The following is a 25,738-nucleotide window of genomic DNA, read 5'->3' as shown; positions in this document are numbered from 1 at the left end:
AGCCGCGATGGCATTCAATCACTTACCGGCAGGCGTGCACGACGCCTTGACGCCATTGTCCGTCACGCCAGTGACACACTCGATGTCGATGGCCAACGATCAACTCCCGCCGGAGGCGGGCGTACATCCCGCTCCCCGGACAGTCCTCGACCGACTGACCGCCGGGGCCGACCGGGCTGCACGCATCACTCATACGGAGCACTTGCCCCCGCGTCCGGGTCGTCATGCCCCCTGGCCGGAGAAGATCCGTCCGGAAGTGGTCGACGCCATCCGGACGGCCGGCATCGAGCGGCCGTGGGCCCACCAGGCGCTCACCGCCGAGTACGCCCTGCGCGGCGAGTCGGTGGTCGTGGCCACCGGCACCGCCTCCGGGAAGTCCCTCGCCTACCTCGCCCCGGTCCTGAGCGCCCTCCTGGACGGCTCCGAGGCCCCGAACGGACGCGGCGCGACGGCCCTCTACCTGGCCCCCACCAAGGCCCTGGCGGCCGACCAGCGACGCGCCGTACGGGCCCTGGCCGCCCCGCTGGGCAAGGGCATCCGGCCCGCCGTCTACGACGGCGACACACCCGTCGAGGAGCGGGAGTGGGTGCGGCAGTACGCCAATTACGCGCTCACCAACCCCGACATGCTCCACCGCTCGATCCTGCCCGCCCACCCCAAGTGGTCCTCCTTCCTGCGCGCCCTGCGCTATGTCGTCATCGACGAGTGCCACACCTACCGCGGCGTCTTCGGCTCGCACGTCGCCCAAGTGCTGCGTCGCCTTCGGCGTGTCTGCGCCCGCTACGGCTCCGAACCCGTCTTCCTCCTCGCCTCCGCGACCGCGTCCGACCCGGCCACGGCCGCCACCCGGCTGACCGGCGTGCCGGTGGCGGAAATCACCGAGGACTCCTCGCCGCGCGGCGAGCTGGTCTTCGCCCTCTGGGAGCCGCCGCTCACCGAGCTCCACGGCGAGAAGGGCGCCCCGGTCCGCCGTACCGCCACCGCCGAGACCGCCGACCTCCTCACCGACCTGGCGGTCCAGGGCGTCCGCACGGTCGCGTTCGTCCGCTCACGGCGCGGCGCCGAGCTCGTTGCCCTGATCGCCCAGGAACGCCTGGCCGCCGTCGACCGCTCCCTCCCCTCCCGCGTCGCCGCCTACCGGGGCGGCTACCTCCCCGAGGAACGCCGCGCCATCGAGCGCGCCCTGCACTCCGGCGAGCTGCTGGGCCTGTCCGCCACCAGCGCCCTGGAACTCGGCGTCGACGTCGCCGGCCTCGACGCCGTCCTCCTCTCCGGCTATCCCGGCACCCGCGCCTCGCTGTGGCAGCAGGCCGGCCGCGCGGGCCGTACGGGCCAGGGCTCCCTCGCCATCCTCATCGCCCGGGACGACCCCCTGGACACCTACCTCGTCCACCACCCGGAGGCGCTCTTCCAGCAGCCGGTGGAGTCCACCGTGCTCGATCCCGACAACCCCTACGTCCTCGCCCCCCATCTGTGCGCCGCGGCCGCCGAGCTGCCGCTCACCGAGGCCGACCTGTCCCTGTTCGGCCCCGAGACACCTGGTCTCCTCTCCCAACTGGAGGGCCGCAAGCTGCTCCGCCGCCGGGGCGCGGCCTGGCACTGGACCCGCCGTGAACGCGCCGTCGACCTCACCGACATCCGGGGCGGGGGCGGCAGGCCCGTCCAGGTGGTGGAGGAGGGCACCGGGCGGCTGCTGGGCACGGTGGACGCGGCCGCGGCCCACACCACCGTCCACGAGGGTGCCGTCCACCTCCACCAGGGGCAGAGCTATCTTGTCCGCCACCTCGACCTGGAGGGCTCCGTCGCCCTCGTCGAGCAGGCCGACCCGCCGTATTCGACGACGGCCCGCGACACCACCACCGTCTCCATCCTGGAGACCAGCGCCGAGGTCCCCTGGGGGGACGCGCGGCTGTGCTTCGGCTCCGTCGAGGTCACCAATCAGGTCGTCTCCTTCCTCCGTCGCCGGCTCATCACCGGCGAGGTCCTCGGCGAGTCCAAGCTGGACCTGCCGCCCCGTACGCTGCGCACCCGTGCCGTGTGGTGGACCGTCACCGAGGACCAGCTCGACGACGCCCGCGTCGACCCCGAGGCCCTCGGCGGTGCCCTGCACGCCGCGGAACACGCCTCCATCGGCATGCTGCCGCTCTTCGCCACCTGCGACCGCTGGGACATCGGCGGCGTCTCCATCCCCCTCCACCCCGACACGCTCCTGCCGACCGTCTTCGTCTACGACGGCCACTCCGGCGGCGCCGGCTTCGCCGAGCGCGCCTTCCACACCGCCGCCCGCTGGCTCACCGCCACCCGCGAGGCGATCGCCGCCTGCGAGTGCGCGTCCGGCTGCCCTTCCTGCGTCCAGTCCCCCAAGTGCGGCAACGGCAACGACCCTCTCGACAAGAAGGCCGCCATCCGCCTCCTGACCCGCCTCCTCGCCGGAGCACCACCAGAACCGCCCCAGGAGGGCCCGTAGGGGCTTGTGGACGCTCCGAGGGGTAAGCCCGAGCTTGAGAGCCGTCCGGTCCCCCTGAGCGGCCGCAGGGCCCTGGGAGGAGGCGATCCCTCCACCGCCTGCCCTGCGGTCCGGGGCCCGGTGAGTCCCCGCTCAGGCCCACTCCCAGTCGGCTCGTCGCAGCCCGTGCACTGTGCGCCCGCATGCTCCGCCTGGGAACGGGACCGGGTGAGCCTCAGAGATGCGGCCCCGGAACAGCCGGGATGGACTAGGCCTTGGGCGTCGGCCCCCGGGCTGCTCCTGGCTCGGACGCACACCGCTCGTGCTGCACGTCGTGGGGTCGGAGGCGCCGCCTCCGCGCGGGACGCGGAGCGCGGGACGCGGGCGGCCCACCGCCGCGCCGTGCCCGGGCGGCCGCTCCGTGGACGAAAGAGCCAGCCCCCTCACCTCGCCTCGGCCCTCTCCCCTCGGCCCGCTCCGGCCCCGTCACGGCCACGGCTCCGGCACCGCGGCGGCGGGCCCGGCCCGGGAGCGGGCCCGGGCGGTGTACGGGCCCGCGCGCGCCGCCGCCGACACTTCGGCGAACTCACCGCTCACGGCACAGCGCACCACCCGCACGCCCTGGGCCCCGGCCACCCTCCGGGCCAACCCGCAGGCGGTCCCCTCGCCCTGCAGGGCGTGGTCCGCGGCCGCCAGGGCCGCCAGGTCCGCAGCTCCCCCGGCGCGGTGCCGGGCCACCACGGCCTGGCCCATGGCCAGCATCACCGCGAACACCGCGCAGAACGCCGTCGCGGCCACCGCCACCCACACCGTCGCCATTCCCTGGTCATTCCACGGTCTCCTCCGCAAGGGCCACCGCCTCTCCTCGAAGCCGGACCGTCAGCGGCCCCGGCCCGGCCGTCTGCGCGTCGACCCTGACCCGAACCAGGTCCCCTTCTCGCGCCAGCGCGATCCGGGCCCCCTCTGGCGCGGCGGACCGGGCCGCGGCCACCGCGACCGGGGCGGGGTCGGACCGGGCCGCCGCACGGGCGCCGGCCCTGGCCGCGTCCACGCACTGGATCTGCGCGGACGCGGCCATCAAGCCCCAGAGCAGCGCCATGGCGAACACCGTCAGCGTGGGCAGCACCACCGCGGCCTCCGCGGTCACATAGCCACGGTCGGAACGGCGTGGTCCAGGGCCGTCAGAACGGCGCATGGAGAGCCCTCGTGATCAGTGACTGCAACGCCGTACTGACGGGGCCACTTGTGACCACCTTGTAGAGCACCGCTGCCAGCGCGCACGCCGCCAGGGTTCCGACGGCGTATTCGGCCGTCGACATCCCGGCGTCGCCGCCCGCCCTCACCCGCGTCCAGCGCCTGGCCCCAGCCCACGACCACCACCACCGCATCACCATCACGGCCTCCCCCGCTCGTGCTTCACGCATCGTCAATTCCCCTTCATCAGTCCGCTCGCCAGTCCGATCACCACGGGCACCACACCGACCGTCAGGAACGCGGGCAGGAAGCACAGCCCCAGCGGAGCCGTGGCCAGGACGCCCGCGCGCCGGGCCCGTATGCCTGCCGTCCGGCTGCGCTCGGCACGCAGGCGGCCCGCGAGCCGGGACATGGGCTCCACTGCGGGGACGCCCGTCGCCTGGGCCCGCTCCAGGCAGCGCGCCAGCCCCTGGGCGCCGGGGAGTTCCCCCAGTCGGCTCCAAGCCGTCGCCGGATCACCACCGAGCCGTACCTCCGCGGCCGCCTGGGCCAGCCGCCCTCCCACGGGTCCACCCAGCGAACCGCCCACGACCTCCGCCGCGTGTCTGGGCCCGGCGCCGGCCGCGAGGCAGGCGGCCATGAGGTCCACAGCAACCGGAAGTTGGCGTTCCACTTCACTCGGTGGGGCGTCTCCTGACGCCCTGTCCACCAGGCGCCCGGCACCCTTCGAGCGTTGCCGCCACCGCCACATGCCGTACGCGGCGGCGAGTCCCGCTACCCACCCGGCGATCCCTCCGACGAGGATGAGCCCAGCGGCTCCTGCCCCGGCCGAGGGCAACCAGTCGCGAACGACCGGCAACCGCCCGGCGCACGCCCGCAGCAGACCCACCGCGACCGGCGGCCGCGCCGACCCACGCGCCGCGAACAGAGAGGCGACTCGTCGGCGCGCCACCCGCTTCCGGCGGCCCCGGACCGTCGCCACCGCAACCACAAAGGCGATGCCGAACGAAATCATTGTCCACAGGCTGTGGATAACATTCGCGCTCACACTTCACTCCCCCGCCCGGTCGCCGTCCGCACGATCCGCCGCGTCCACGCGAGCCCGGCGCACTCCAGCAGTCCGCCGAGGACCAGACATCCGAGCCCCGCGGTGGTGTGCAACAGCACCCGCAGCGGCGCGGCCCCGAGCGCACTGCCCATCAGGAGGGCGAGGACGGGGAGGAGTGCCAGCATCATGGCGGTGGATCTCATACCGGCCAACTGGGCGTGCAGCTCCTCGCGTTGATCCCGCTCGGCGCTGAGGGACGCGGCCACCCTCTCGAGCCCTGCCGCGAGGCCGGCGCCGCCGTCGACCGCGACCTGCCAGCACGCGGCCACTCCGTGCAGCCCCTCCGCCCCCGGCCGCCGGCCGACGGCCCTCAGCGCGTCCGGCACGTCCCCGCCGAATCTCGCGGCCGCGGGCACCACGGCCCAGCCCGGCTCCAGTTCGCCCGCCGACACGCACACCAGGGCCTCATGGGGCTGTCTGCCGGCTCGCAGATCACCCGCGACGGCCCCGCAGAGCTCGATGACCGCCGCCTCGCATCTCTCCCGCTCCCGCCCCGCGCGCCGGGTGGCGAGCCATCGCCGCACGAGCGGCACGGCCGCCACCGCGACGAACAGCGGCAGCACGGACTCCCCCATCAAGGCCACGGCACAGCCGACCGGAAGGCACAGCAGCTCACGCCGCCGCCCCGCCCACCGCCGCGTCCGGACTGCCCACTCGACGATCCGGGCGGGCGGCCACGGTCCTCCGGGGGCCACGGCACCACCGCCCGCGAAGAGCAGCCGGGCCCGCCGCAGTTCCTGGCCCGGCCGCGTCAGCGACCAGACCACGGCCATCGCCCCCAGTGCCGCCGCGCCCACCATCGTGGCCTGGGACACCGCTCCGGTGGCCGTCATGGCGTGGCCCCGCCGCGCTCGCACAGCTCCGTCAGCCGGGCCCATCCGGGCGCCCGCTCGAAGCCCCGCGACCCCCATACGGCGGCCGGAAGGGTCGTCACGAACCCGGCCGCGTCACGGTCCAGCACATGGATCTCGGCGACGCGCCGACGACCGCCGCGCTCCCGCGCCAGGTGGATCACCACCGACAGGCCGGCCGCCAATTGGCTGTGCAGCGCCGCCCGGTCGAGCCCCGCCGTCGATCCCAGCGCCTCCAGTCGGGCCGGGACATCCGCCGCGGCGTTGGCGTGCACCGTGCCGCATCCGCCCTCATGGCCCGTATTGAGTGCGGCCAGAAGGTCGGTGACCTCAGGTCCGCGGACCTCTCCGACGACCAGCCGGTCGGGTCTCATGCGCAGCGCCTGCCGCACCAGGTCCCGCAGTGTGACCAGGCCCATGCCCTCCTGGTTCGCCGGCCTCGTCTCCAGCCGCACCACGTGCGGGTGGTCCGGGCGCAGCTCGGCCGAGTCCTCGGCGAGGACGATCCGCTCGTTCCGCGCGACCAGCCCCAGCAGCGTCGTGAGCAAGGTGGTCTTGCCCGAGCCGGTGCCTCCGCTGATGACGAAGGAGAGCCGGGCGTCCAGCACGGCCCGCAGCAGCCGTTGACCGCCCGGCGGGACCGTGCCGGCGGCCACGAGCTCGTCCAGGGTGAAGGCGCGGGGCCGCACCACCCGCAGCGAGAGGCACGTCGATCCGACGGCCACCGGAGGCAGCACGGCGTGCAGCCGGGTCCCGTCCGGAAGCCGGGCGTCCACCCAGGGCCGGGCGTCGTCGAGCCTGCGCCCGGCGACAGCGGCGAGCCGCTGGGCGAGTCTGCGGACCGCCGCGGCATCGGGGAAGGCCACATCCGCGCGCTCCAGGCCCGACCCACGGTCCACCCACACCTGGTCGGGCGCGGTGACCAGGACGTCGGTGACGTCGGGTGCGGCGAGCAGCCGTTCCAGGGGGCCGGCGCCGATGAGTTCGGAGCGCAGCCGGGTCACGACGCCGAGGACTTCGGCGTCCCCGAGCAGCCGTCCTTCCCGGCGCAGGGCCTCCGCGACCCTGGCGGGCGTCGGCTCGGCGCCGCTCTCGGCCAGTCGCAGGCGCACGGCGTCCAGCAGTTCGGCGCTCATGCCGGGACTCCGCTGCCTTCGGCGGGCACCTGGGCCCAGAACTCGGCACAGAACCTGGCGAGCGGTCCGCGGTCGGTGGCGCCCGGCGGTCTGCCGGCCGCCAGCGCGGCCGGCAGACCGCTGTCCGGTGAGAGCTCTCCGGCCAGGGGGAGCCCGAGGAGTCGGGCGACCTCGGCGCCGTCGAGCCCGGAGCCGCAGGGGCCGCGCACCACCGCCCGGAGGTCGCCGAGCGCGGTGCCCACCGTCGTGGCGACACGATGTGCCGCGGCGACGGCCCGGAGCTCGGCGGGCACCACCAACAGACCCATGTCCAGCTGCCCCAGGGCCTCGACGGCGGCTTCGTCCAGTCGGCGCGGAAGGTCGACGACGACCACACCGCCGCGTCGGCGGGCCGCCGCCAGCACGGCCCGCATGGCGTCGGGCGGCACGCTCGCGCAGTCGCCGCGATCCCAACTGAGCAGGCGCAGCGAGTGGAGCTCGGGCAGGGCCTCTTCCAGCGCCCGGCCCGCCACCCGGCCCCGGGAGTCGGCGAAGGCGGGCCAGCGCAGACCCTCGGTCCGCTCGCCACCGAGCAGGACATCGAGGCCGCCACCCAGCGGGTCCGCGTCGATGAGCATGGTGCGCCGCCCCGCGCGGGCGGCTCCGACGGCCAGAGCGCAGGCCAGCGTGCTCGCGCCCGCGCCACCCCGGCCGCCGATCACCCCTACCGTGCGGGCGGGTCGTCCGACCCCTTCCACGGCGTCGGCGATGCGGTCGACGAGCCATGCCTCGCCCTCGGGGAGCACCGTCACATTGCGGGCGCCGATTTCCACGGCCCGCCGCCAGATGCCGGGGTCGTCCGGGTCGTTGCCGACGAGCACGGCGCCCTCGCCGAGGGCGCCGCGGCCCGGGCCGGGGAACCGGTGGGCGCAGTCGTCCCCGATGAGGAGCAGCTGCGCCCCTTCCCCGGGGCCTCCGGGCGGGGGCGTGCCATGAGCCACTTCGGGCAGGGCCCCGGCTGCCGCGCACAGGCGCAGCAGATCATCGAGCAGCCCTTCGTCCTCGGTGACGATCAGCGGTCCGCCACGTCTTCCTCCGTCGACCGCCGGCCATTCGGAAGTACTGGATCCGGCCACAGTGTCCTCCCCGTGTCACTACGCGCTCTCACTTCCGCGAACATCGCGGGGAATCACCGTGCACGGAACTGGAAAATCATGTGGATCTTGGTTGAAAACTGTGGACAACTCAACCGTTGTGAATATCCCGGTCACCTATACCGGTGACTTCCGGAGAGCAGCATCGCGATTACGCAGCGTGACGTGTATGAAGGATGTGACGCAGGCGCGGGACAAGCCGCACGGGGCTGAACGGGATGAGGGGGAGCTGATGAGGAAACCCAAAAGGCATCCGGACATGCGACGACCCCCGCCGGGGGGGAGAGCGGGGGTCGTCCCCACGGCCGACTCGGGGGGGGAGGAGTCGGACCGGGTTAGACACGGTCGCGAACGATCCGTGACTTCCATGGTGTACCCGAGAGCCTTCTCAGGCAAACCCACACGCCTCAGCTTACGCCGAATGGAGGGCGCCTTATGCTCGGCACCGTGGAAAACCACTCGTTGTCTCGGACAGCCGCGTTCTTTGATCTGGACAAGACGGTCATTGCGAAGTCGAGCACGCTCACCTTCAGCAAGTCCTTCTACCAAGGCGGACTGATCAACCGGCGAGCCGTCCTGCGCACCGCGTATGCGCAGTTCGTGTTCCTCGCCGGCGGAGCCGATCATGACCAGATGGAGCGGATGCGCGAGTATCTCTCCGCACTCTGCCGGGGCTGGAATGTCCAGCAGGTCCGCGAGATCGTCGCGGAGACCTTGCACGAACTCATCGACCCGATCATTTACGACGAAGCAGCCTCTCTCATCGAAGCACACCACACCGCCGGACGCGATGTGGTCATTGTCAGCACCTCCGGCGCCGAGGTCGTCGAGCCCATCGGCGAACTCCTGGGCGCCGACCGCGTGATCGCCACCCGCATGGTCGTCGAGGACGGCGCCTTCACCGGTGAGGTCGAGTACTACGCCTACGGCCCGACCAAGGCCGAGGCCATCCGGGAGCTCGCCGAATCCGAGGGGTACGACCTGGCGCGGTGCTACGCCTACAGCGACTCGGCGACGGATGTGCCCATGCTGGAGGCGGTCGGGCATCCGCACGCGGTCAACCCCGACCGCGCGCTGCGCCGGGAGGCCGTCGCCCGCGACTGGCCGGTCCTCTCCTTCAGCCACCCGGTGCGGCTCAAGCAGCGGGTGGCGTCCCTGTCCATGCCCTCACGCCCGGCACTCGTCGCGGCCGCCGCGGTCGGTGCCGCCGCCGCGACCGCGGGGCTGGTCTGGTTCGCCAGCCGCCGCCGCGAGCCCATCGCCCGCATTGCCCGGCTTTGAAGCCAAAAGCAAAGAACTACAGCTCGGCCTTCCACTTCGACTGCCACAGGAGTAGAAAGGAATCAACGGCCCGCGAGACCAGGGACATCCGGGAGGATGCCCATCACGCACCAAGGCCCACGGACCGCGCATGAACGTCGGGCACCCACGCGACGCCGACCCGTCGATTACGGGCCAGCCGCACCAGGGACGGGCAAGGTTCCCGGCCTGATGGGCAAATATCGTGCACGCATGGTAACTCGGCGAACATGCCAGCGGCGGTACCGGAATTGACCGGTACCGCCGCAACCCTGTCGGACCCGTTTTCGCCCGGGGCGGCCTCGGCCTGCCCATGACGAACGGCGTCAGGCGGCTCCGCGCTGGAGCGCCTCGCACACGGCCGTGCTCTCCCGTACGCCCAGCTCGACCGCGCGGGCGCAGTGCGCTATCCAGGCGGCGACCCCTTGCGGAGTCCCGGAGGTATAGCCCTCCAGCGCCGTCGTATAGGCCACTCGGCCCAGCTCGGCGTGTCCCACCTCGGCCGGACAGATCGACTTCGGATCGAGACCGCTGCCGACCAGCACGATCCGCTCGGCGGCTCGCGCGACGAGGCCGTTGCACGAGCCGAAGGGCTGCAGCGCGAGCAGCTCACCGTGCACCACGGCCGCCGTCACCAGCGCCGGCGCCTCGCTGCCCGCGATGAGCAGACCGGCCAGCCCCTCCAGCCGTCCCGCCACCTCGGACGCGCTGGGCAGCTCCAGACCGATCAGCGGCTCGTCGACGGACTCGCCCTCCAGCCGGGGACGCCCCACCGCCTCGTCCGGGCGGCTCCCGCCCGCGGCCACCAGGTGCAGCCGGGCCAGGACTCGAAGCGGCGACTGCCGCCACACGCTCAGCAGCTGCCCCGCCTCGGCGGTCAGCCGCAGCGCCGCGCCCACCGTCCGCGGTTCGTCACCGGCGCTGAAGTCGGTGCGTCGGCGCACCTCTTCGAGCGCCCAGTCGGCGCCGGACAGCGCCGCCGAACCGCGAGCGCCGCGCAGCGCGGCCTCGGAGGTGATCTCGTTGCTCCGGCGGCGCATCACTCGGTGGCCGTAGACGCGGTCCACCGCTTTGCGCACGGAGTCCACGGAGTCGGCGACGCCGGGCAGGGTGCCCAGGGCGGCGAGCGGATCGGCTGTCGTACTCATGGGTAAGACAGTACGCACTTCAGCTTCACACCCCTCGAAGGAGTGGTCTTCCTCACGCCGAGCTCTCACTTTCCGCGTCCGTCACCCTACGCTTGGTGAACATGAAGATCGCTTTCGTAGGCAAGGGCGGCAGCGGCAAGACCACGCTGTCCTCCCTGTTCATTCGCCATCTCGCAGCAGAGCGCGTCCCCGTCGTCGCCGTGGACGCCGATATCAATCAGCACCTCGGCGCGGCACTGGGGCTGGACGACGACGAGGCCGCCGCGCTGCCCGCGATGGGTGCCCAGCTACCCCTGATCAAGGAGTATCTGCGCGGCTCCAATCCCCGTATCGCCTCCGCCGAGACCATGATCAAGACGACTCCGCCGGGCGAGGGCTCCCGGCTGTTGCGGGTCGGCGAGGACAATCCCGTCTACGAGGCATGCGCCAGAAACGTTCCGCTGGACGACGGCGAGACGGTCCGGCTGATGGCGACCGGCCCCTTCACCGACTCCGACCTCGGGGTCGCCTGCTACCACTCGAAGGTCGGCGCGGTCGAGCTGTGCCTCAACCACCTTGTCGACGGGCCGGGCGAGTACGTCGTCGTCGACATGACGGCGGGCAGCGACTCCTTCGCGTCCGGGATGTTCACCCGCTTCGATATGACATTCCTGGTCGCCGAGCCCACCCGCAAGGGGGTCTCCGTCTATCGCCAGTACAAGGAGTACGCCCGGGACTTCGGCGTCAGCCTGAAGGTCGTCGGCAACAAGGTGCAGGGCCCGGACGACCTGGACTTCCTGCGCGACGAGGTCGGGGACGACCTGCTGGTGACGGTCGGCCACTCCGACTGGGTGCGCGCCATGGAGAAGGGGCGGCCGCCCCGCTTCGGGCTGCTGGAGGAGTCCAACCGGGCGGCGCTGCGCACGCTGCGACGGACGGCGGACCGTGCGTACGAGCGGCGGGACTGGCAGCGATACACCCGCCAGATGGTGCACTTCCACCTCAAGAACGCGGAGAGCTGGGGCAACGCGAAGACGGGCGCCGATCTGGCGGCTCAGGTGGATCCGGCCTTCGTCCTGAGCGAGGAGCGGATCTCCACCCCGCAGCCCGCCTGACCTCTTGGGCGGTGGGGAAACGTTCCCGGCCGCCCTTGAGCTTTACCCGGCCCCCATCCCCCTCCCGCCGCCGACCCGCCCACGGAGTTCGGCGAGCACCTTCGGGTCCTGCGCGTCGAGCCAGTCGGTGAGCTGCTTGAAGAGCACGCAGCGCACACCGCCCTCGGCGCGGCCCCTACCCTTCAGGCCCTTCAGACCCTTCAGACCGGCAACGGCCTTCCAGTGCTTGACGACTGACTCCGCCCGCCGGATTTCGCTCGTCCACTTTCGCGCGTCCCACGCGCCACGCCACAGCCTCCGCCCGCCCCGCCCGCGCGGCCCCGGGTCGCCGTTGAGACGGGCCGAACGCACGCCGGTCCACCCTGCGCCTCCTCACTCCCGCTCGGAAGAAGGGCAAAGGACGGATGCCAAGACGATAGAAATACAAATTCACTCGATCGAAGGAACCGCGCCTTTATTCGACCAAGCACCCTTCCCTCATTCCTTTACTCTCCATTACGATTCGTTTACCGAGAGTTGAGAAACCCGCCATCGCAGCCGCTCCCGCCGCTGCACGCCGTGACCCCGACCGCGCCAGCCGCGGCCGCGCCGCCCCGACGAAGACGGGAACGACCATGCAGCCTCAGTCGTCGCCGACGCATCACCGCACGCAGCCACCCCCACAAGAGCAACGACAAAAACGCCGCCAGGGCTCGCAGGACCGTCCACACGATGACGCGTCCTGGAGCCGGGACCTCGCCGCCTCCGTCGTCATCTTCCTGATCGCGGTCCCGCTCTCCCTGGGCATCGCGCTCGCCACCGGCGCCCCGCTCCAGGCCGGCCTTGTCGCGGCGGCCGCCGGAGGCATCGTCGCGGGGCTGCTGGGTGGCGCGCCGCTCCAGGTCAGCGGTGCCGCGACGGGTCTCGTCGTAGTGACCGCCGAGCTGGTCCAGCGGTACGGCTGGCGGGCCACATGCGCGATCACGGCGCTCGCCGGACTGGTCCAACTCGCGCTCGGCGCGGCGCGTGTGGCCCGTGCCGCGCTGGCCGTCAGCCCGGCCATCGTGCACGGAATGCTCGCCGGCATCGGCGCCACGATCGCGCTCGGCCAGCTGCATGTCGTCCTGGGCGACAGCCCCAACAGTTCCGCGCTGGCGAACCTCGCGGCGCTCCCCTCGCAGCTGGCACACCCGCATCCGTCGGCCCTGCTGGTCGGCGCCATCACCGTGGCCGTCCTGGCTGCCTGGCCGCGGCTGCCCGGCCGTACGGGGCGCCGACTACGGACGATCCCCGCCCCCCTGGCGGCCGTGGCCGTGGCCACCGCGGCCGGCTCCGGCCTGGTCGTGCCCCGGGTCTCCCTGCCCAGCTGGGAGTTGCAGGCGCTGCCCGCCCTGCCGGAGGGCCCGGTGCTCGGGGTGTTCGCGGCGGTCCTGACGGTCACGCTCGTCGCGAGCATGGAGTCGCTGCTGTCCGCCGTGGCGGTGGACCGGCTGCGCGCCGAGCGGCCGGACGCCTGGCGCGGCCCGGCCGACCTGGACCGCGAGCTCGCCGGTCAGGGCGCCGCGAACGTCGTGTCCGGGCTGCTCGGCGGGCTGCCGATCGCCGGCGGGGCGATCCGCGGCGCGGCGAACGTCCAGGCGGGCGCCGCGACCCGTAAGTCCACGGTGCTGCACGGCGTATGGGTGCTGGTCTGCGCGGGGCTCCTCGTCAGCGTCCTGGAGCTGATCCCGCTCGCCGCGCTGGCCGCCCTGGTCATGGTGGCCGGCGTGAAGATGGTGAGCTTCGCGCACATCAAGCATGTGCAGCGCCACCGGGAGTTCCCGATGTACGCGGCCACCCTCGGCGCGGTGGTGCTGTTCGGCGTGTTGCAGGGGCTCACGGTCGGCATCGTGGTCACCGCCTTCCTTTCCTTGCGGCGGCTCACCCGTACGCGCATCACCGTCGACGCCCGGCAGGACTCCCACCTGGTGCGGGTCAACGGGCAGTTGACGTTTCTCGCGGTCCCCCGGCTGAGCCGGGCGCTCGCGCAGGTCCCCGAGAAGGCGACCGTGGTGGTCGAGCTGGGCGGATCGTTCATGGACCACGCCGCCTACGACGCCCTGCAGTCATGGACCAACGCGCATCGGTCGCGCGGTGGTTGGGTGACGGTCAGGGGCCGTGCCGGACAGCCGATCGCCGAGCCGGCCAGCGCGCACACCTGCCGCCCCTGGACGCCCTGGCGCAACCACCACTGCACCCGGCACACCGCGGCCGACGGTGCGGCGGCGGGTGGCGAGCAGCTCCTCGGCGGCGTCAGCGCGTTCCAGCGCAACACCGCCCCGCTCGTGCGGGAGGAGCTGGCGCGGCTCGCCCGGGAGGGACAGCGCCCCACCCAGCTCTTTCTGACCTGCGCGGACTCCCGCCTGGTCACCAGCATGATCACCTCCAGCGGTCCGGGCGACCTGTTCACCGTGCGCAATGTCGGCAATCTGATGCCGCCGCCCGGCAGTGACGGTGCCTGCGATTCGGTCGGCGCCGCCGTGGAGTACGCGGTGGAGGTCCTCAAGGTCGGCAGCATCACCGTGTGCGGGCACTCCAGCTGCGGTGCGATGCAGGCCCTGCTGAACTCCCTCGACCAGGCCCCCAGCGGTCCGCAGACACCGCTCACGCGCTGGCTGCGGCACGGCCGGCCGAGCGTGGCCCGGATGCACCGGATCGGGCGGCTGGGGCGCGGCGAGGTCGCGCTCGTCGACCGGCCCGTGGCGGACGACGTCGAGCGGCTCGCGCTCGTCAATGTGATGCAGCAGCTCGACCACCTGATGGCGCACCCCTGTGTCGCCCGCCGGGTGGCCGAGGGGACGCTCCAGCTGCAGGGGATGTATTTCCACGTGGCCGAGGCACAGGCGTATGTGCTCGACCGGCGTTCGCGCACCTTCAAGGCCGTACGCCCGGAGGTCCTCGACGCGGTCTGAGCGGAGATACCGGGCACCAGGCGTCCCGGCACCCACCCCGACCTCCCGCAACACCGCATCTACAGGTCTAAACCAATTTTTGCCGACAACCCTTGTCAGGGTGTGCCCCGGGCTGATGAGCTATGGCCCGGGACACAACGGGCACCCTGGGAAAGGGAGATGTCGTGAGCAACGAAAGCCTGGCCAACCTCTTGAAGGAGGAGCGCCGCTTCGCACCGCCTGCCGACCTGGCCGCGAGCGCCAATGTCACGGCGGAGGCGTACGAGCAGGCGCGGGCTGACCGGCTGGGCTTCTGGGCCGCGCAGGCCCGCCGCCTGAGCTGGGAGACCGAGCCGACCGAGACCCTCGACTGGTCGAACCCGCCGTTCGCCAAGTGGTTCGCCGACGGCCGGCTCAACGTGGCGTACAACTGCGTGGACCGCCACGTGGAGAACGGCCTGGGCGACCGGGTCGCCCTCCACTTCGAGGGCGAGCCCGGCGACACCCGCGCCATCACCTACGCCGAGCTCCAGCGCGAGGTCTCCAAGGCCGCCAACGCCCTGATCGAGCTGGGCGTCCAGGCGGGCGACCGTGTCGCGATCTATCTGCCGATGATCCCCGAGGCCGTCGTCTCGATGCTCGCCTGCGCGCGCATCGGCGCCCCGCACTCGCTCGTCTTCGGCGGCTTCTCCGCGGACGCCCTCGCCACCCGCATCAACGACGCCGACGCCCGCGTCGTCATCACCGCCGACGGCGGCTTCCGGCGCGGCAAGCCCTCCGCGCTCAAGCCCGCCGTCGACGAGGCCCTCACCCGCCCCGGCACCGAGAACGTCCGCAGCGTCCTCGTCGTCCGCCGCACCGGCCAGGAGGACGTGGCCTGGACCGAGGGCCGCGACGTGTGGTGGCACGACCTGGTCGAGCGCCAGTCCGACCAGCACACCCCGCAGGCGTTCGACGCCGAGCACCCGCTGTTCATCCTCTACACCTCGGGCACCACGGGTAAGCCGAAGGGCATCCTGCACACCACCGGTGGCTACCTCACCCAGACCTCGTACACCCATCACGCCGTCTTCGACCTCAAGCCGGAGACGGACGTCTTCTGGTGCACGGCCGACGTCGGCTGGGTGACCGGCCACTCGTACATCGTCTACGGGCCGCTGAGCAACGGCGCGACCGAGGTGCTCTACGAGGGCACCCCGGACAGCCCCCACCAGGGCCGTTGGTGGGAGATCGTCCAGAAGTACGGCGTCACGATCCTCTACACCGCGCCGACCGCGATCCGCGCCGCGATGAAGTGGGGCGACGACATCCCGGCCAAGTTCGACCTGAGCAGCCTGCGCATCCTGGGCTCGGTCGGCGAGCCCATCAACCCCGAGGCGTGGGTCTGGTACCGCAAGCACATCGGCGCCGACCGGACCCCGGTGGTCGACACGTGGTGGCAGACCGAGACCGGCGGCATCATGATCAGCCCGCTGCCAGGGGTCACCGAGACCAAGCCCGGTTCGGCGCAGGTGCCGCTGCCCGGCATCGCGGCGACCGTCGTGGACGACGACGCCCGCGAGGTGCCCGACGGCTCCGGCGGCTATCTCGTCCTCACCGAGCCGTGGCCGTCCATGCTCCGCACGATCTGGGGTGACGACCAGCGCTACCTCGACACCTACTGGTCCCGCTTCGAGCACAAGTACTTCGCGGGCGACGGCGCCAAGAAGGACGAGGACGGCGACATCTGGCTGCTCGGCCGGGTCGACGACGTCATGCTCGTCTCCGGTCACAACATCTCCACCACCGAGGTCGAGTCCGCGCTCGTCTCCCACCCCAAGGTCGCCGAGGCGGCCGTCGTCGGCGCGAACGACCCGCAGACCACCCAGGCGATCTGCGCCTTCGTCATCCTGCGCGGCAACGCCGACGCGAAGGAAGAGGGGCTGGTCGAGGAGCTGCGCGCCCACGTCGCCAAGCAGCTCGGTCCGATCGCCAAGCCCAAGCGGATCCTGCCGGTGGCCGAGCTGCCCAAGACCCGCTCGGGGAAGATCATGCGCCGGCTGCTGCGCGACGTGGCCGAGAACCGCACCCTCGGCGACGTGACGACGCTGACCGATTCCTCGGTCATGGACCTCATCCAGTCCCAGCTCCCGGCCGCCGGCAGCGAGGACTGATCCGACAGAAGCCCAGCTCACAGGCGGTACGAACGAGAGGCACCCGGTGACGCGCCGGGTGCCTCTCACCCTTTCCGGCTAAGGTAAGTACTTGTCGCGTAAAGATCGCGACAAGAATCAAAGGCGCGCCGGGAAGTCTGGTCGGCACACACCACACGTGTATCCAGTCGACCCCAGGAGGTCCTCCGCCGTGGCCGCGCCCAAGAACCGCCGCTCCGTCTTCCTCGGCCGTCTGCCGCTGCCCGAGCGCAATTACCTCGCCGACGCCCTGCGCACCGAGACCGTGGGCGGTGTGCTGCTGCTCGTGGCCGCCCTCGCCGCGCTGATCTGGGCGAACACCCCGATCCGCGACAGCTACGAGTCGGTCCGCTCCTTCCACTTCGGCCCCGGCGCGCTGGGCCTGAACCTCTCCGTCCAGCACTGGGCCGCCGACGGGCTGCTCGCCGTCTTCTTCTTCGTCGCGGGCATCGAGCTCAAGCGCGAGCTGGTCGCGGGGGAGCTGCGCGACCCGAAGGCCGCCGCCCTGCCCGTGGTCGCGGCCGTCTGCGGCATGGCCGCGCCCGCCCTCGTCTACTTCTCGGTCACCACGGCGGGCAACGGCTCGACGGCCGGCTGGGCCGTGCCCACCGCGACCGACATCGCCTTCGCGCTCGCCGTCCTGGCGGTCATCGGCACGGCCCTGCCCTCGGCGCTGCGGGCGTTCCTGCTGACCCTCGCCGTCGTCGACGACCTCTTCGCGATCCTCATCATCGCGATCTTCTTCACCCAGAAGCTCGACTTCGCCGCCCTCGGCTTCGCCGTCGCCGGCCTGGCCGTCTTCTGGCTGCTGCTCCGCAAGGGCGTGCGCAGCTGGTACGTCTACGTACCGCTCGGCATCGCCAACTGGGCGCTGATGTACAACAGCGGCGTCCACGCGACCATCGCCGGTGTCGCCATGGGCCTGATGCTGCGCTGCCACCGCCACGAGGGCGAGCGCCACTCCCCCGGCGAGCACATCGAGCACATCGTGCGCCCCCTGTCGGCGGGCCTGGCGGTGCCGCTGTTCGCGCTGTTCTCGGCGGGCGTCGCGATCTCCGGCGGTGCCCTGTCGGATGTCTTCAGCAGGCCCGAAACTCTGGGTGTCGTACTCGGCCTGGTCGTCGGCAAGGCGATCGGCGTGTTCGGCGGTACGTGGCTGGCCGCGCGGTTCACCCGGGCCGAGCTCAACCCCGACCTCAGGTGGCCGGACGTGCTGGCCGTCGCCTCGCTCGCCGGCATCGGCTTCACGGTGTCCCTGCTGATCGGCGAGCTCGCCTTCGCCGGGGACCCGCTGCTCACCGACGAGATCAAGGCGGCGGTGCTGGTCGGCTCGCTGATAGCGGCCGTGCTGGCGAGCATTCTTCTCAAGCTGCGGGACAACAAGTACAAGAAGCTGTGCGCCGACGAGGAGCGCGACGAGGACCAGGACGGCATCCCCGACATCTACGAGCAGGACAATCCGGAATACCACCTTCGGATGGCGGTGATCCTGGAGGCCAAGGCCGCCGAGCACCGACGCCTGGCGGAAGTCGCCTCCGAACGCACCACCGGCGACGATGGTCCGGCATGATCTGAGAGTCTTTACATCCGCTGAAAACCCGCGGACGACGGAGCTGAAGAGGATGAGGGAGCAGCGATGAGCGCAGCCGACGACAGTGCGGCGAACGGTGCGGCGGCCGGTTCGGGTGGCTCGGAGCGCAGCCTCGGCCAGCTGATGGCGACGGCGACGACCGAGCTGTCCGCGCTGGTGCACGACGAGATCGCGCTGGCCAAGGCGGAACTGCGGCAGGACGCGAAGCGGGTCGGCATCGGCGGTGGCGCGATCGCCGCGGCGGGGACGCTGGCGCTGTTCTCGCTGCCGGTGCTGAGCTTCGCGGCGGCGTACGGGATCCACAACCTCGGTCTCGGCCTGGCCTGGTCGTTCCTGATCGTCGGCGGCGCGTTCCTGCTGATCGCGGCGGTGCTGGGGCTGCTGGCGGTGAGCAAGTTCAAGAAGGTCAGCAAGCCGGAGAAGAGCATCGCCTCCGCGAAGGAGACCGCTGCCGTGCTGGGCACCGTCAAGCCGCATCCCCGTCCGCTGAAGGACACGGGCCGTGCCGACGCATCTGTGACACGCTCGACCGTATGACGGTGCCCGATACCAACGCAGTGCCCGCGTCCGAGCCAGATCCCGCGACTCCGCCCGGCCGGGAGGCCCCGGCGGTGACCGCGGGGGCGTCGTCGCCGGTGCCGCCCGCGGTGCCCTCGGCGACGTCGGTCGTACGTGCCGAGGGGCCCTGGACCCACCGGGACGTCGCGGCGAACGGGGCGCGGTTCCACATCGCCGAGATGGGCGAGGGGCCGCTGGTGCTGCTGTTGCACGGCTTCCCGCAGTTCTGGTGGGCGTGGCGGCACCAGCTGCCGGCGCTCGCGGACGCGGGGTTCCGCGCGGTCGCGATGGACCTGCGCGGGGTGGGCGGCAGTGACCGTACGCCGCGTGGTTACGACCCGGCGAACCTCGCCCTCGACATCACCGGCGTGATCCGCTCCCTCGGCGAGCCGGACGCCGCGCTGGTCGGCCATGACCTCGGTGGCTATCTGGCGTGGACGGCGGCCGTGATGCGGCCGAAGCTGGTGCGCAGGCTCGCGGTCTCCTCGATGCCGCACCCGCGCCGCTGGCGCTCGGCGATGCTGGCCGACGTCAAGCAGAGCGCGGCGGGCTCGTACATCTGGGGCTTCCAGCGGCCGTGGCTGCCGGAGCGCCGGCTGGTCGCGGATGACGCGGCGCTGGTGGGGCGGCTGGTGAGGGAGTGGTCGGGGCCGCGACTGCCGGAGGACGAGGCGGTCGACGCGTACCGCCGTGCCATGTCGATCCCCTCGACGGCCCACTGTTCGATCGAGCCGTACCGCTGGATGGTGCGGTCGATGGCGCGGCCGGACGGCATCCAGTTCAACCGCCGGATGAAGCGTCCGGTGCGGGTGCCCACGCTGCATCTGCACGGTTCCCTCGATCCGGTGATGCGTACCCGCAGCGCGGCGGGGTCCGGGGAGTACGTGGAGGCGCCGTACCGCTGGCGGCTGTTCGACGGGCTCGGCCACTTCCCCCATGAGGAGGATCCGGTGGCGTTCTCGACGGAGCTGATCAACTGGCTGAAGGACCCGGAACCGGACCGCTAGCGGGCCCGGCCCCGGAGCCCCGGACCCGGCCGCCCGCCCCTTGGGCGGGAGGCGGTCGGCGGGCCGGAACGTCCGTTCCTCGAACGGCCAATTGCCCGGCGCATAGGCCAATTGAGGGACCCCCGAGCGATTACCGACCTTTGGGCCCGGGCACAGACCTCGGTATGGGCTGGACGCACGACTACCGTGACGTGACTCAGGAGCGGCGCGCCGAGGGCGACGCCGCACTGGCTGTGAGCGAGGTCGCCGAGAGGGGTGAGCATCGGCCGGCGGCCGGGCACGACCCCCTCATCGGCATTCCTCGGATCATCCGCCGCCGCGCCCGATGGGTGTCGGCCCGGCTGCGCCACCATCCGCGCGGCCGCTGAGGCCCCGGGGGCGCCCACAGGCGCCCGCCCCGGGCCTCAGAGGGCGCAGCCCTGGGTGTTCACCCTGGCCGTGGCCGTACGTCCGCTGAGGACGTCCTCCCGCACTTCGTCGGCCGTGAGGGCGTAGCCGGTGTCCGCGTCGTCGAGGGACTTCGCGAAGACCACGCCGTAGACCCTGCCGTCCGGGGTGAGCAGCGGGCCGCCGGAGTTGCCCTGGCGCACGGTCGCGTAGAGGGAGTAGACATCGCGGCGGACGTTGCCGCGGTGGTAGATGTCCGGGCCGTTGGCCTGGACGCGGCTGCGGACGCGGGCGGCGCGCACGTCGTACGAGCCGTTCTCGGGGAAGCCGGCGACGATGGCGCTCTTGCCGGTCTCGGCGTCGGCGTCGGTGAAGCTCAGGACGGGTGCCTGGAGCTGCGGCACGTCCAGGACGGCGATGTCGCGCTTCCAGTCGTAGAGGACGACCTTCGCGTCGTACTGCCGGCCCTGGCCGCCGATCTGTACGGTCGGCTCGTCCACCCCGCCGACGACGTGGGCATTGGTCATCACCCGGTGGGGCGCGAAGACGAAGCCGGTGCCTTCCAGGACCTTGCCGCAGCTGGGCGCGGTGCCGACGACCTTGACGATGCTGCGCTGGGAGGCCGTGGCGACGGGGCCGGCGGCGAGCCGGGGGTCGGGCGGCGGCACGTTGGTGATGGGCTCGGTGGAGAACGGCGCGAAGACCTGCGGGAAGCCGTTCTGCGCGAGGGCGGTGCTGAAGTCCGCGAACCAGCTGTTGGCCTGGTCCGGTACGACCCGGGCGACACCGAGCAGCACCTTGGAGTTGCGCACCTCCTTGCCGAGGGTCGGCAGGGACGTGCCGGCCAGGGCGGAGCCGATCAGCCAGGCGACCAGCAGCATCGCCATGACGTTGACGAGCGCGCCGCCCGTGGCGTCCAGCGCGCGGGCCGGGGACCAGGTGATGTGGCGGCGGAGTTTGTTGCCCAGGTGGGTGGTCGCGGCCTGGCCGATCGAGGCGCAGACGATGATGATGACGACGGCCGCGACGGCGGCCCATGTGCCCGGTTCGGCCTCGCCGGTGGCGCTGTCCCAGATCAGCGGGAGCAGATACACCGCGACCAGGCCGCCGCCGACGAAGCCGATCACGGACAGGATCCCGACGACGAAGCCTTGGCGGTAGCCGACGACGGCGAACCACACGGCGGCGATCAGCAGCACGATGTCCAGCACGTTCACCGGGAAATGCCTCGCAATGATGTTGTCAGCGGTGTCGTCGCCCCCGCGTGCGGTGGGGCCGGGATCACCGTCTCATGCCCTTCAGGCCCGCCAGTCCAGCGGTACCCGCCGTTCGCGGTCCCATGGCCGCTCCCAGCCGGCGTAGTGCAGGATCCGGTCGATCACGCCTGCGGTGAACCCCCATACGAGCGCGCCGCCGACCCGGAAGGCGGGCCCGCTGTGGCCGCTTGGGTGGATGGCCGTCGCGCGGTTCCCCGGGTCGGTCAGGTCGGCCACCGGCACGGTGAAGACGCGGGCCGTCTCGGCCTGGTCGACGGCGGCGACCGGGCCCGGCTCGCGCCACCAGCCGAGCACCGGCGTCACGACGAAGCCGCTGACGGGGATGTAGAGCTGCGGCAGCACGCCGAAGATCTGGACGGCGGCGGGGTCGACCCCGGTCTCCTCCTGGGCCTCGCGCAGCGCGGCCCGCACCAGCCCGCCGCCGGCCGGGTCACCGTCCTCGGGGTCGAGGGCACCGCCGGGGAACGACGGCTGCCCCGCGTGCGCGCGCAGCGTGCCGGCCCGCTCCAGGAGCAGCAGCTCCGGGCCCTTGGGGCCGTCGCCGAAGAGGATGAGCACGGCGGACTGCCGACCGCCCGTGTCGGGCGGCAGGAAACGGCTGAGCTGGTGCGGCTCGATCGTCTCCGAGGCGCGCGCGACGGGCTCCAGCCACTCGGGCAGCCCCTCGGCGGTGATAGCGGCCCCTCGGCCGTACGTGCTCGTCATGCGTTCCCCTAGGCATCGGTGCGGTCAGTGGGCGGGCGAGCGGGGTCGTCCGGCGGGCGGACGGGCGGTCATTCGGCTCCTATGGGGCTCGCGGGCAGGCCCGGATAGTCCGGCGGGGGCTTGAGCCGCTGACCGGGCAGCCCGCCCTTCTCGTACTTCAGGAGCTTCTTCGCCTTCTCCGGGTCCGTCTCACCCTCGCCGTACGACGGGCAGAGCGGGGCGATCGGGCAGGCGCCGCAAGCGGGCTTGCGGGAGTGGCAGATGCGGCGGCCGTGGAAGACGACGCGGTGCGAGAGCATCGTCCACTCGCTCTTCGGGAAGAGGTCGCAGACCACGGCCTCGACCTTCTCCGGGTCCGTCTCGGCGGTCCACTTCCAGCGCCGGACGAGTCGCCCGAAATGGGTGTCCACGGTGATCCCGGGGACGCCGTAGGCGTTGCCCAGCACGACGTTGGCCGTCTTGCGGCCGACACCCGGCAGGGAGACCAGGTCCTCCAGCCGGCCGGGCACCTCGCCGCCGAAGCGGTCACGCAGCGCGGTGGAGAGCCCTATGAGCGACTTGGCCTTGGCCCGGAAGAACCCGGTCGGCCGGATCAGCTGCTCCAGCGCCTCCGGATCGGCGGCGGCCATGTCCTCGGGCGTCGGGAACGCGGCGAAGAGGGCCGGGGTGGTCTGGTTGACCCGCAGGTCGGTCGTCTGGGCGGAGAGGACCGTCGCGACCAGGAGCTCGAAGGGGTTCTCGAAATCGAGCTCGGGGTGTGCGTAGGGATACACCTCGGCGAGCTCGCGGTTGATGCGACGCGCGCGGCGGACGAGCGCGGTCCGCGTCTCGGGCTTCGACGGGGCCTTGGGCTGAGCTTTCGGCCGGCTCTTGGGCTCGGCCTTCTTCGCCGGGCTCTTCGTCGGGCCCTTCGGCCCGGCCTTCACTTTCGGCCCGCCCGGGGCCCGGTTTTCGGCCGTGACCTGGGCATGAGCGGAATAATCGGCTCCGCCCGCTCGTTCGGGCGCCTGCTCGACCGGCGCTTTGTCCTCCGTCATGGCTTTCGTCTTCCTCGCAGGCGGGCGTTCGCCCACAGCGGAATCGCGAACCCGACTCACCCTCCCGGCCCCCTTGCCCTGTGCTCTCACCGGCGTATTGGACACCCGGCCAGACTAGAGCCCGCCACTGACATCCGGCCCTTGCGCAGGAAAACCGCAGCCCAATCGGACCCCTGCCGTAGGGCTCCGGGCGACGATGCGCGACACTTGTGTTTGATCACACAGTTTTACCGACGGGCATCATGGGGACCACGGTCCTCTGTGCATGTCGACAAGGAGAGAACTCGTGGACGACGTTCTGCGGCGCGCCCCGCTTTTCGCGGCGCTCGATGACGAGCAGGCCGCTGAGCTGCGCGCCTCCATGGGCGAGGCCACCCTCGCGAGGGGCGACGCCCTGTTCCACGAAGGGGACCCAGGTGACCGCCTCTACGTGGTGACCGAGGGCAAGGTGAAGCTTCACCGCACCTCCCCGGACGGCCGCGAGAACATGCTGGCGGTCCTCGGCCCGGGTGAGCTCATCGGGGAGCTGTCGCTCTTCGACCCCGGCCCGCGCACGGCCACCGCCACCGCCCTCACCGAGGTCAAGCTGCTCGGCCTCGGCCACGGCGACCTCCAGCCGTGGCTCAACGCCCGCCCGGAGGTGGCCACCGCTCTGCTGCGCGCCGTCGCCCGCCGGCTGCGCCGCACCAACGACTCGATGTCGGACCTCGTCTTCTCGGACGTGCCCGGCCGTGTCGCCAAGGCTCTCCTGGACCTCTCCCGCCGCTTCGGCGTGCAGTCCGAGGAGGGCATCCACGTGGTGCACGACCTCACCCAGGAGGAGCTCGCCCAGCTGGTCGGCGCCTCCCGCGAGACGGTCAACAAGGCCCTCGCGGACTTCGCCGGCCGCGGCTGGCTCCGCCTGGAGGCCCGCGCGGTGATCCTGCTGGACGTGGAGCGTCTCGCCAAGCGCTCCCGCTGAGCGAGCGGCCCCACCGGCCCGCGAACGCACGAGAGGCCCCCGCCGGGGATGGCGGGGGCCTCTCGCGTTCCGGCGCGGCCGGCGCGTGACAGGGGGTCACTTCGCGAACGTGCCGTAGAGGGCCGTCAGCAGGGCCAGCAGGCCCGAGAGCGCCGCCAGCGATGGCAGGGGCCAGCGGGTGCGCTCCAGGGCGTCGAGGCGGCTCTCGTGGTCCGCGAGCTGACGGTCGCTCTGGTCGCTGCGCTGGACGAGCAGGGCGAGCGAGCCGTCCACCCGCGCGAACCCGGCCTCGACCGTGCCGCGCAGCCGCTCCAGCTCCAGGGCGACGGCCGCGGCGTCCGAGGTGGACGGATGGGAATGGTGGGGCGAGTGGGACGAGTGCGTCATCGGCGGCCCCGGCCCCTGCCGGCCAGGGCGAGCAGCTCCGCGTCGCGGCCGACCGCGGGAGCGGTGCGCAGCCATCGGGGCAGCAGCCCCTGGACACCCGGCAGGGCCATGATCCGCGTCAGCCCGCCCGCCACGGCGAGCGCGCCGGCCACCCAGGGCAGGGCGGCCGGGACGCCCGACGCCTGGACGACGGCGGGCAGGACGAGCGCGATACCGATCGCGGTCTGCAGGACGGTGCGGGCGGTGCGCTTGGCGGCTTCAGACATGGTGCGGTCCTTGTTGTCGTAGAGCGGTGATCGCTGTCGTAGAGCGGTTATCGGCAGCGCGGGGGCAGGAAAGAAGCGGACAGAACGGAGGCGGAAGCGGAAAGCGGCGCAGGAACGGCGTCAGAACGAACGCGGGACCTGCAGCCGGTCCCAGCTGACGCGCCCCGGTATCCCGTCGGCGTCCGCGCCCGTGAAGCCGAGCCGGCGCTGCCAGGCGGCGTACGAGGACCGGTCGGCGTCCGTCCACCGGGGGCCCGGCCCGACCGCGTACCGACCGCAGCCCTCGGCGACCAGTCGCCGCCCCATCGCCGTGATCACCGCGCTCTCGCGCCCCTCGCCGAAGAAGGCGGCACCCGGGAAGGGTTCGTACGAGCCGGGCTCCGGCGCCGGAGCCGGAGCCCCGCCCAGGCGGCGCTCGATCCGCTCGCGCATCCCCGGCATGGAGAACGACGGGTCGATCTTCCGGCCGGTCCACTCCTTGTGGCCGATGACGCTCGCCGCGCTCCAGCCGTGCGCCCGGCACAGGGCGGCCGCGACACGCTCGACGGTGGCCAGTTGGGCGTCCGGATAGGGGTCGTCGCCGTCGCCGAGGTTCTCGATCTCGAAGCCGTAGAAGTGGACGTTGCCGTCGACGGCGTCCGGCCCGGGCCGGCTCGGCGTCGCGGACTCGGCGCACACCGCCCGGTAGGCGGCCATGGAGCCCCGGCCGGCGTGGTTGGTCCGGCCGTAGCCGACGAGGTGGACGGCGCCGTCCTTGGTGAGGACTCCGATGCACAGCGGTCCGGGCAGGTCGTCCATGCCGTCGTAGCAGAGCTCGACGCTGTCGCTCCCGGCGGTGTGATGCAGCATCACGCCGTTGACGGGCCCCCAGGGGCCGACGTGGTCGCGGTTGTGGGTGCGCCAGTCGCCGTGCTCGACGACGTGGACGCCTTCGGTGCGCAGGGCGGCGAGAAAGCCGTCCGGGGTGAGGGGTGTGGCCATGTGGACCTCCGCGGTGGCGCCGATCCCGCCCGCGGCGATGTCGTCGGAGAAGATCTCCGTGCCGTACGGGTCGTAGATCCGGAACGGCTGTT

24 protein-coding genes are annotated in these 25,738 nt (G+C 72.3%); 10 read left to right on the top strand and 14 right to left on the bottom strand.

Going from position 1 to position 25,738, the window contains the following annotated elements; genetic code table 11:
* Window positions 1–7: 7 nt before the first annotated feature.
* Window positions 8–2,467, top strand: coding sequence for a DEAD/DEAH box helicase (locus ACZ303_RS26560; RefSeq protein WP_467342988.1), 2,460 nt, complete (start codon window positions 8–10; stop codon window positions 2,465–2,467).
* A gap of 465 nt (window positions 2,468–2,932) precedes the next feature.
* On the opposite strand, the gene ACZ303_RS26555 is transcribed toward ACZ303_RS26560, so the two are convergent.
* The 7 genes from ACZ303_RS26555 to ssd form a co-directional block, all read right to left on the bottom strand.
* Window positions 2,933–3,265, bottom strand: coding sequence for an Rv3654c family TadE-like protein (locus ACZ303_RS26555; protein WP_467342987.1), 333 nt, complete (start codon window positions 3,263–3,265; stop codon window positions 2,933–2,935).
* Window positions 3,266–3,272: 7 nt separating this feature from the next.
* The gene (locus tag ACZ303_RS26550) at window positions 3,273–3,641 is read right to left on the bottom strand and encodes a TadE family type IV pilus minor pilin (protein WP_467342986.1); all 369 of its coding nucleotides are present in this window, start codon (window positions 3,639–3,641) and stop codon (window positions 3,273–3,275) included.
* Window positions 3,628–3,765, bottom strand: coding sequence for a DUF4244 domain-containing protein (locus tag ACZ303_RS26545; RefSeq protein ID WP_467343006.1), 138 nt, complete (start codon window positions 3,763–3,765; stop codon window positions 3,628–3,630). The genes ACZ303_RS26550 and ACZ303_RS26545 overlap by 14 nt, the downstream gene beginning before the upstream one ends.
* A gap of 107 nt (window positions 3,766–3,872) precedes the next feature.
* On the bottom strand, window positions 3,873–4,280 hold the full coding sequence (locus ACZ303_RS26540; RefSeq protein ID WP_467342985.1) for a type II secretion system F family protein: 408 nt from the start codon (window positions 4,278–4,280) through the stop codon (window positions 3,873–3,875).
* 404 nt (window positions 4,281–4,684) lie between these two features.
* Window positions 4,685–5,581, bottom strand: a complete 897-nt coding sequence (locus tag ACZ303_RS26535) for a type II secretion system F family protein (protein ID WP_467342984.1) — start codon at window positions 5,579–5,581, stop codon at window positions 4,685–4,687.
* Window positions 5,578–6,735: a TadA family conjugal transfer-associated ATPase gene (locus tag ACZ303_RS26530; protein WP_467342983.1), complete on the bottom strand. Its 1,158-nt coding sequence runs from the start codon at window positions 6,733–6,735 to the stop codon at window positions 5,578–5,580. Before ACZ303_RS26530 ends, ACZ303_RS26535 begins: the two co-directional genes overlap by 4 nt.
* Entirely contained in the window at window positions 6,732–7,850 is a 1,119-nt protein-coding gene (ssd, locus tag ACZ303_RS26525; RefSeq protein ID WP_467342982.1) for a septum site-determining protein Ssd, read from the bottom strand. The genes ACZ303_RS26530 and ssd overlap by 4 nt, the downstream gene beginning before the upstream one ends.
* A 453-nt stretch (window positions 7,851–8,303) precedes the next feature.
* Here ssd and ACZ303_RS26520 point away from each other — a divergent pair, with 453 nt between their 5' ends.
* Window positions 8,304–9,149, top strand: coding sequence for an HAD family hydrolase (locus ACZ303_RS26520; protein WP_467342981.1), 846 nt, complete (start codon window positions 8,304–8,306; stop codon window positions 9,147–9,149).
* 344 nt (window positions 9,150–9,493) lie between these two features.
* Here the strand turns inward: ACZ303_RS26520 and ACZ303_RS26515 are convergent, their stop codons facing one another.
* Window positions 9,494–10,315, bottom strand: a complete 822-nt coding sequence (locus tag ACZ303_RS26515) for a Fic family protein (RefSeq protein ID WP_467342980.1) — start codon at window positions 10,313–10,315, stop codon at window positions 9,494–9,496.
* A gap of 101 nt (window positions 10,316–10,416) precedes the next feature.
* Here ACZ303_RS26515 and ACZ303_RS26510 point away from each other — a divergent pair, with 101 nt between their 5' ends.
* The 7 genes from ACZ303_RS26510 (at window position 10,417) to ACZ303_RS26480 (ending at window position 20,013) form a co-directional block, all read left to right on the top strand.
* The gene (locus ACZ303_RS26510; RefSeq protein WP_467342979.1) at window positions 10,417–11,409 is read left to right on the top strand and encodes an ATP-binding protein; all 993 of its coding nucleotides are present in this window, start codon (window positions 10,417–10,419) and stop codon (window positions 11,407–11,409) included.
* A gap of 614 nt (window positions 11,410–12,023) precedes the next feature.
* Window positions 12,024–14,339: a SulP family inorganic anion transporter gene (locus ACZ303_RS26505; RefSeq protein WP_467342978.1), complete on the top strand. Its 2,316-nt coding sequence runs from the start codon at window positions 12,024–12,026 to the stop codon at window positions 14,337–14,339.
* A gap of 164 nt (window positions 14,340–14,503) precedes the next feature.
* Window positions 14,504–16,471, top strand: coding sequence for an acetate--CoA ligase (acs, locus tag ACZ303_RS26500; RefSeq protein WP_467342977.1), 1,968 nt, complete (start codon window positions 14,504–14,506; stop codon window positions 16,469–16,471).
* A gap of 190 nt (window positions 16,472–16,661) precedes the next feature.
* Window positions 16,662–18,059 carry a Na+/H+ antiporter NhaA gene (gene nhaA, locus ACZ303_RS26495; protein WP_467342976.1) on the top strand — a complete coding sequence of 466 codons (1,398 nt, stop codon included), beginning with the start codon at window positions 16,662–16,664 and terminating at the stop codon, window positions 18,057–18,059.
* 66 nt (window positions 18,060–18,125) lie between these two features.
* Entirely contained in the window at window positions 18,126–18,617 is a 492-nt protein-coding gene (locus ACZ303_RS26490) for a phage holin family protein (RefSeq protein WP_467342975.1), read from the top strand.
* Window positions 18,614–19,645: an alpha/beta fold hydrolase gene (locus ACZ303_RS26485; protein ID WP_467342974.1), complete on the top strand. Its 1,032-nt coding sequence runs from the start codon at window positions 18,614–18,616 to the stop codon at window positions 19,643–19,645. Before ACZ303_RS26490 ends, ACZ303_RS26485 begins: the two co-directional genes overlap by 4 nt.
* 164 nt (window positions 19,646–19,809) lie before the next feature.
* Complete coding sequence (locus ACZ303_RS26480) at window positions 19,810–20,013, top strand: hypothetical protein (RefSeq protein WP_467342973.1); 204 nt, start codon at window positions 19,810–19,812, stop codon at window positions 20,011–20,013.
* A 36-nt stretch (window positions 20,014–20,049) separates the two neighbouring features.
* On the opposite strand, the gene ACZ303_RS26475 is transcribed toward ACZ303_RS26480, so the two are convergent.
* The 3 genes from ACZ303_RS26475 to nth form a co-directional block, all read right to left on the bottom strand.
* Window positions 20,050–21,249, bottom strand: coding sequence for a MarP family serine protease (locus tag ACZ303_RS26475; protein ID WP_467342972.1), 1,200 nt, complete (start codon window positions 21,247–21,249; stop codon window positions 20,050–20,052).
* A gap of 81 nt (window positions 21,250–21,330) precedes the next feature.
* Entirely contained in the window at window positions 21,331–22,014 is a 684-nt protein-coding gene (locus ACZ303_RS26470) for an NUDIX hydrolase (RefSeq protein WP_467342971.1), read from the bottom strand.
* A 68-nt stretch (window positions 22,015–22,082) separates the two neighbouring features.
* Window positions 22,083–23,051, bottom strand: coding sequence for an endonuclease III (gene nth / locus ACZ303_RS26465; protein WP_467342969.1), 969 nt, complete (start codon window positions 23,049–23,051; stop codon window positions 22,083–22,085).
* 286 nt (window positions 23,052–23,337) lie between these two features.
* Between nth and ACZ303_RS26460 the strand changes: the two genes are divergently transcribed.
* Complete coding sequence (locus tag ACZ303_RS26460) at window positions 23,338–24,012, top strand: Crp/Fnr family transcriptional regulator (protein WP_030367278.1); 675 nt, start codon at window positions 23,338–23,340, stop codon at window positions 24,010–24,012.
* A gap of 96 nt (window positions 24,013–24,108) precedes the next feature.
* Here ACZ303_RS26460 and ACZ303_RS26455 read toward each other — a convergent pair whose 3' ends face one another.
* From ACZ303_RS26455 to ACZ303_RS26445, 3 genes are all read right to left on the bottom strand, one after another.
* A complete protein-coding gene (locus ACZ303_RS26455; RefSeq protein WP_467342967.1) occupies window positions 24,109–24,399 on the bottom strand; it encodes a hypothetical protein in 291 nt (96 codons plus the stop codon).
* The gene (locus ACZ303_RS26450; RefSeq protein ID WP_467342965.1) at window positions 24,396–24,665 is read right to left on the bottom strand and encodes a hypothetical protein; all 270 of its coding nucleotides are present in this window, start codon (window positions 24,663–24,665) and stop codon (window positions 24,396–24,398) included. Before ACZ303_RS26450 ends, ACZ303_RS26455 begins: the two co-directional genes overlap by 4 nt.
* 120 nt (window positions 24,666–24,785) lie before the next feature.
* Window positions 24,786–25,646, bottom strand: a complete 861-nt coding sequence (locus ACZ303_RS26445; protein ID WP_467343005.1) for a peptidoglycan-binding protein — start codon at window positions 25,644–25,646, stop codon at window positions 24,786–24,788.
* Between the last annotated feature and the right edge of the window lie 92 nt (window positions 25,647–25,738).

It is taken from the genome of Streptomyces sp. NPDC023527 (assembly GCF_055560115.1).
The sequence above is the reverse complement of the archived record's forward strand: the minus strand, read 5'-3'. Positions and strand labels throughout refer to the sequence as shown.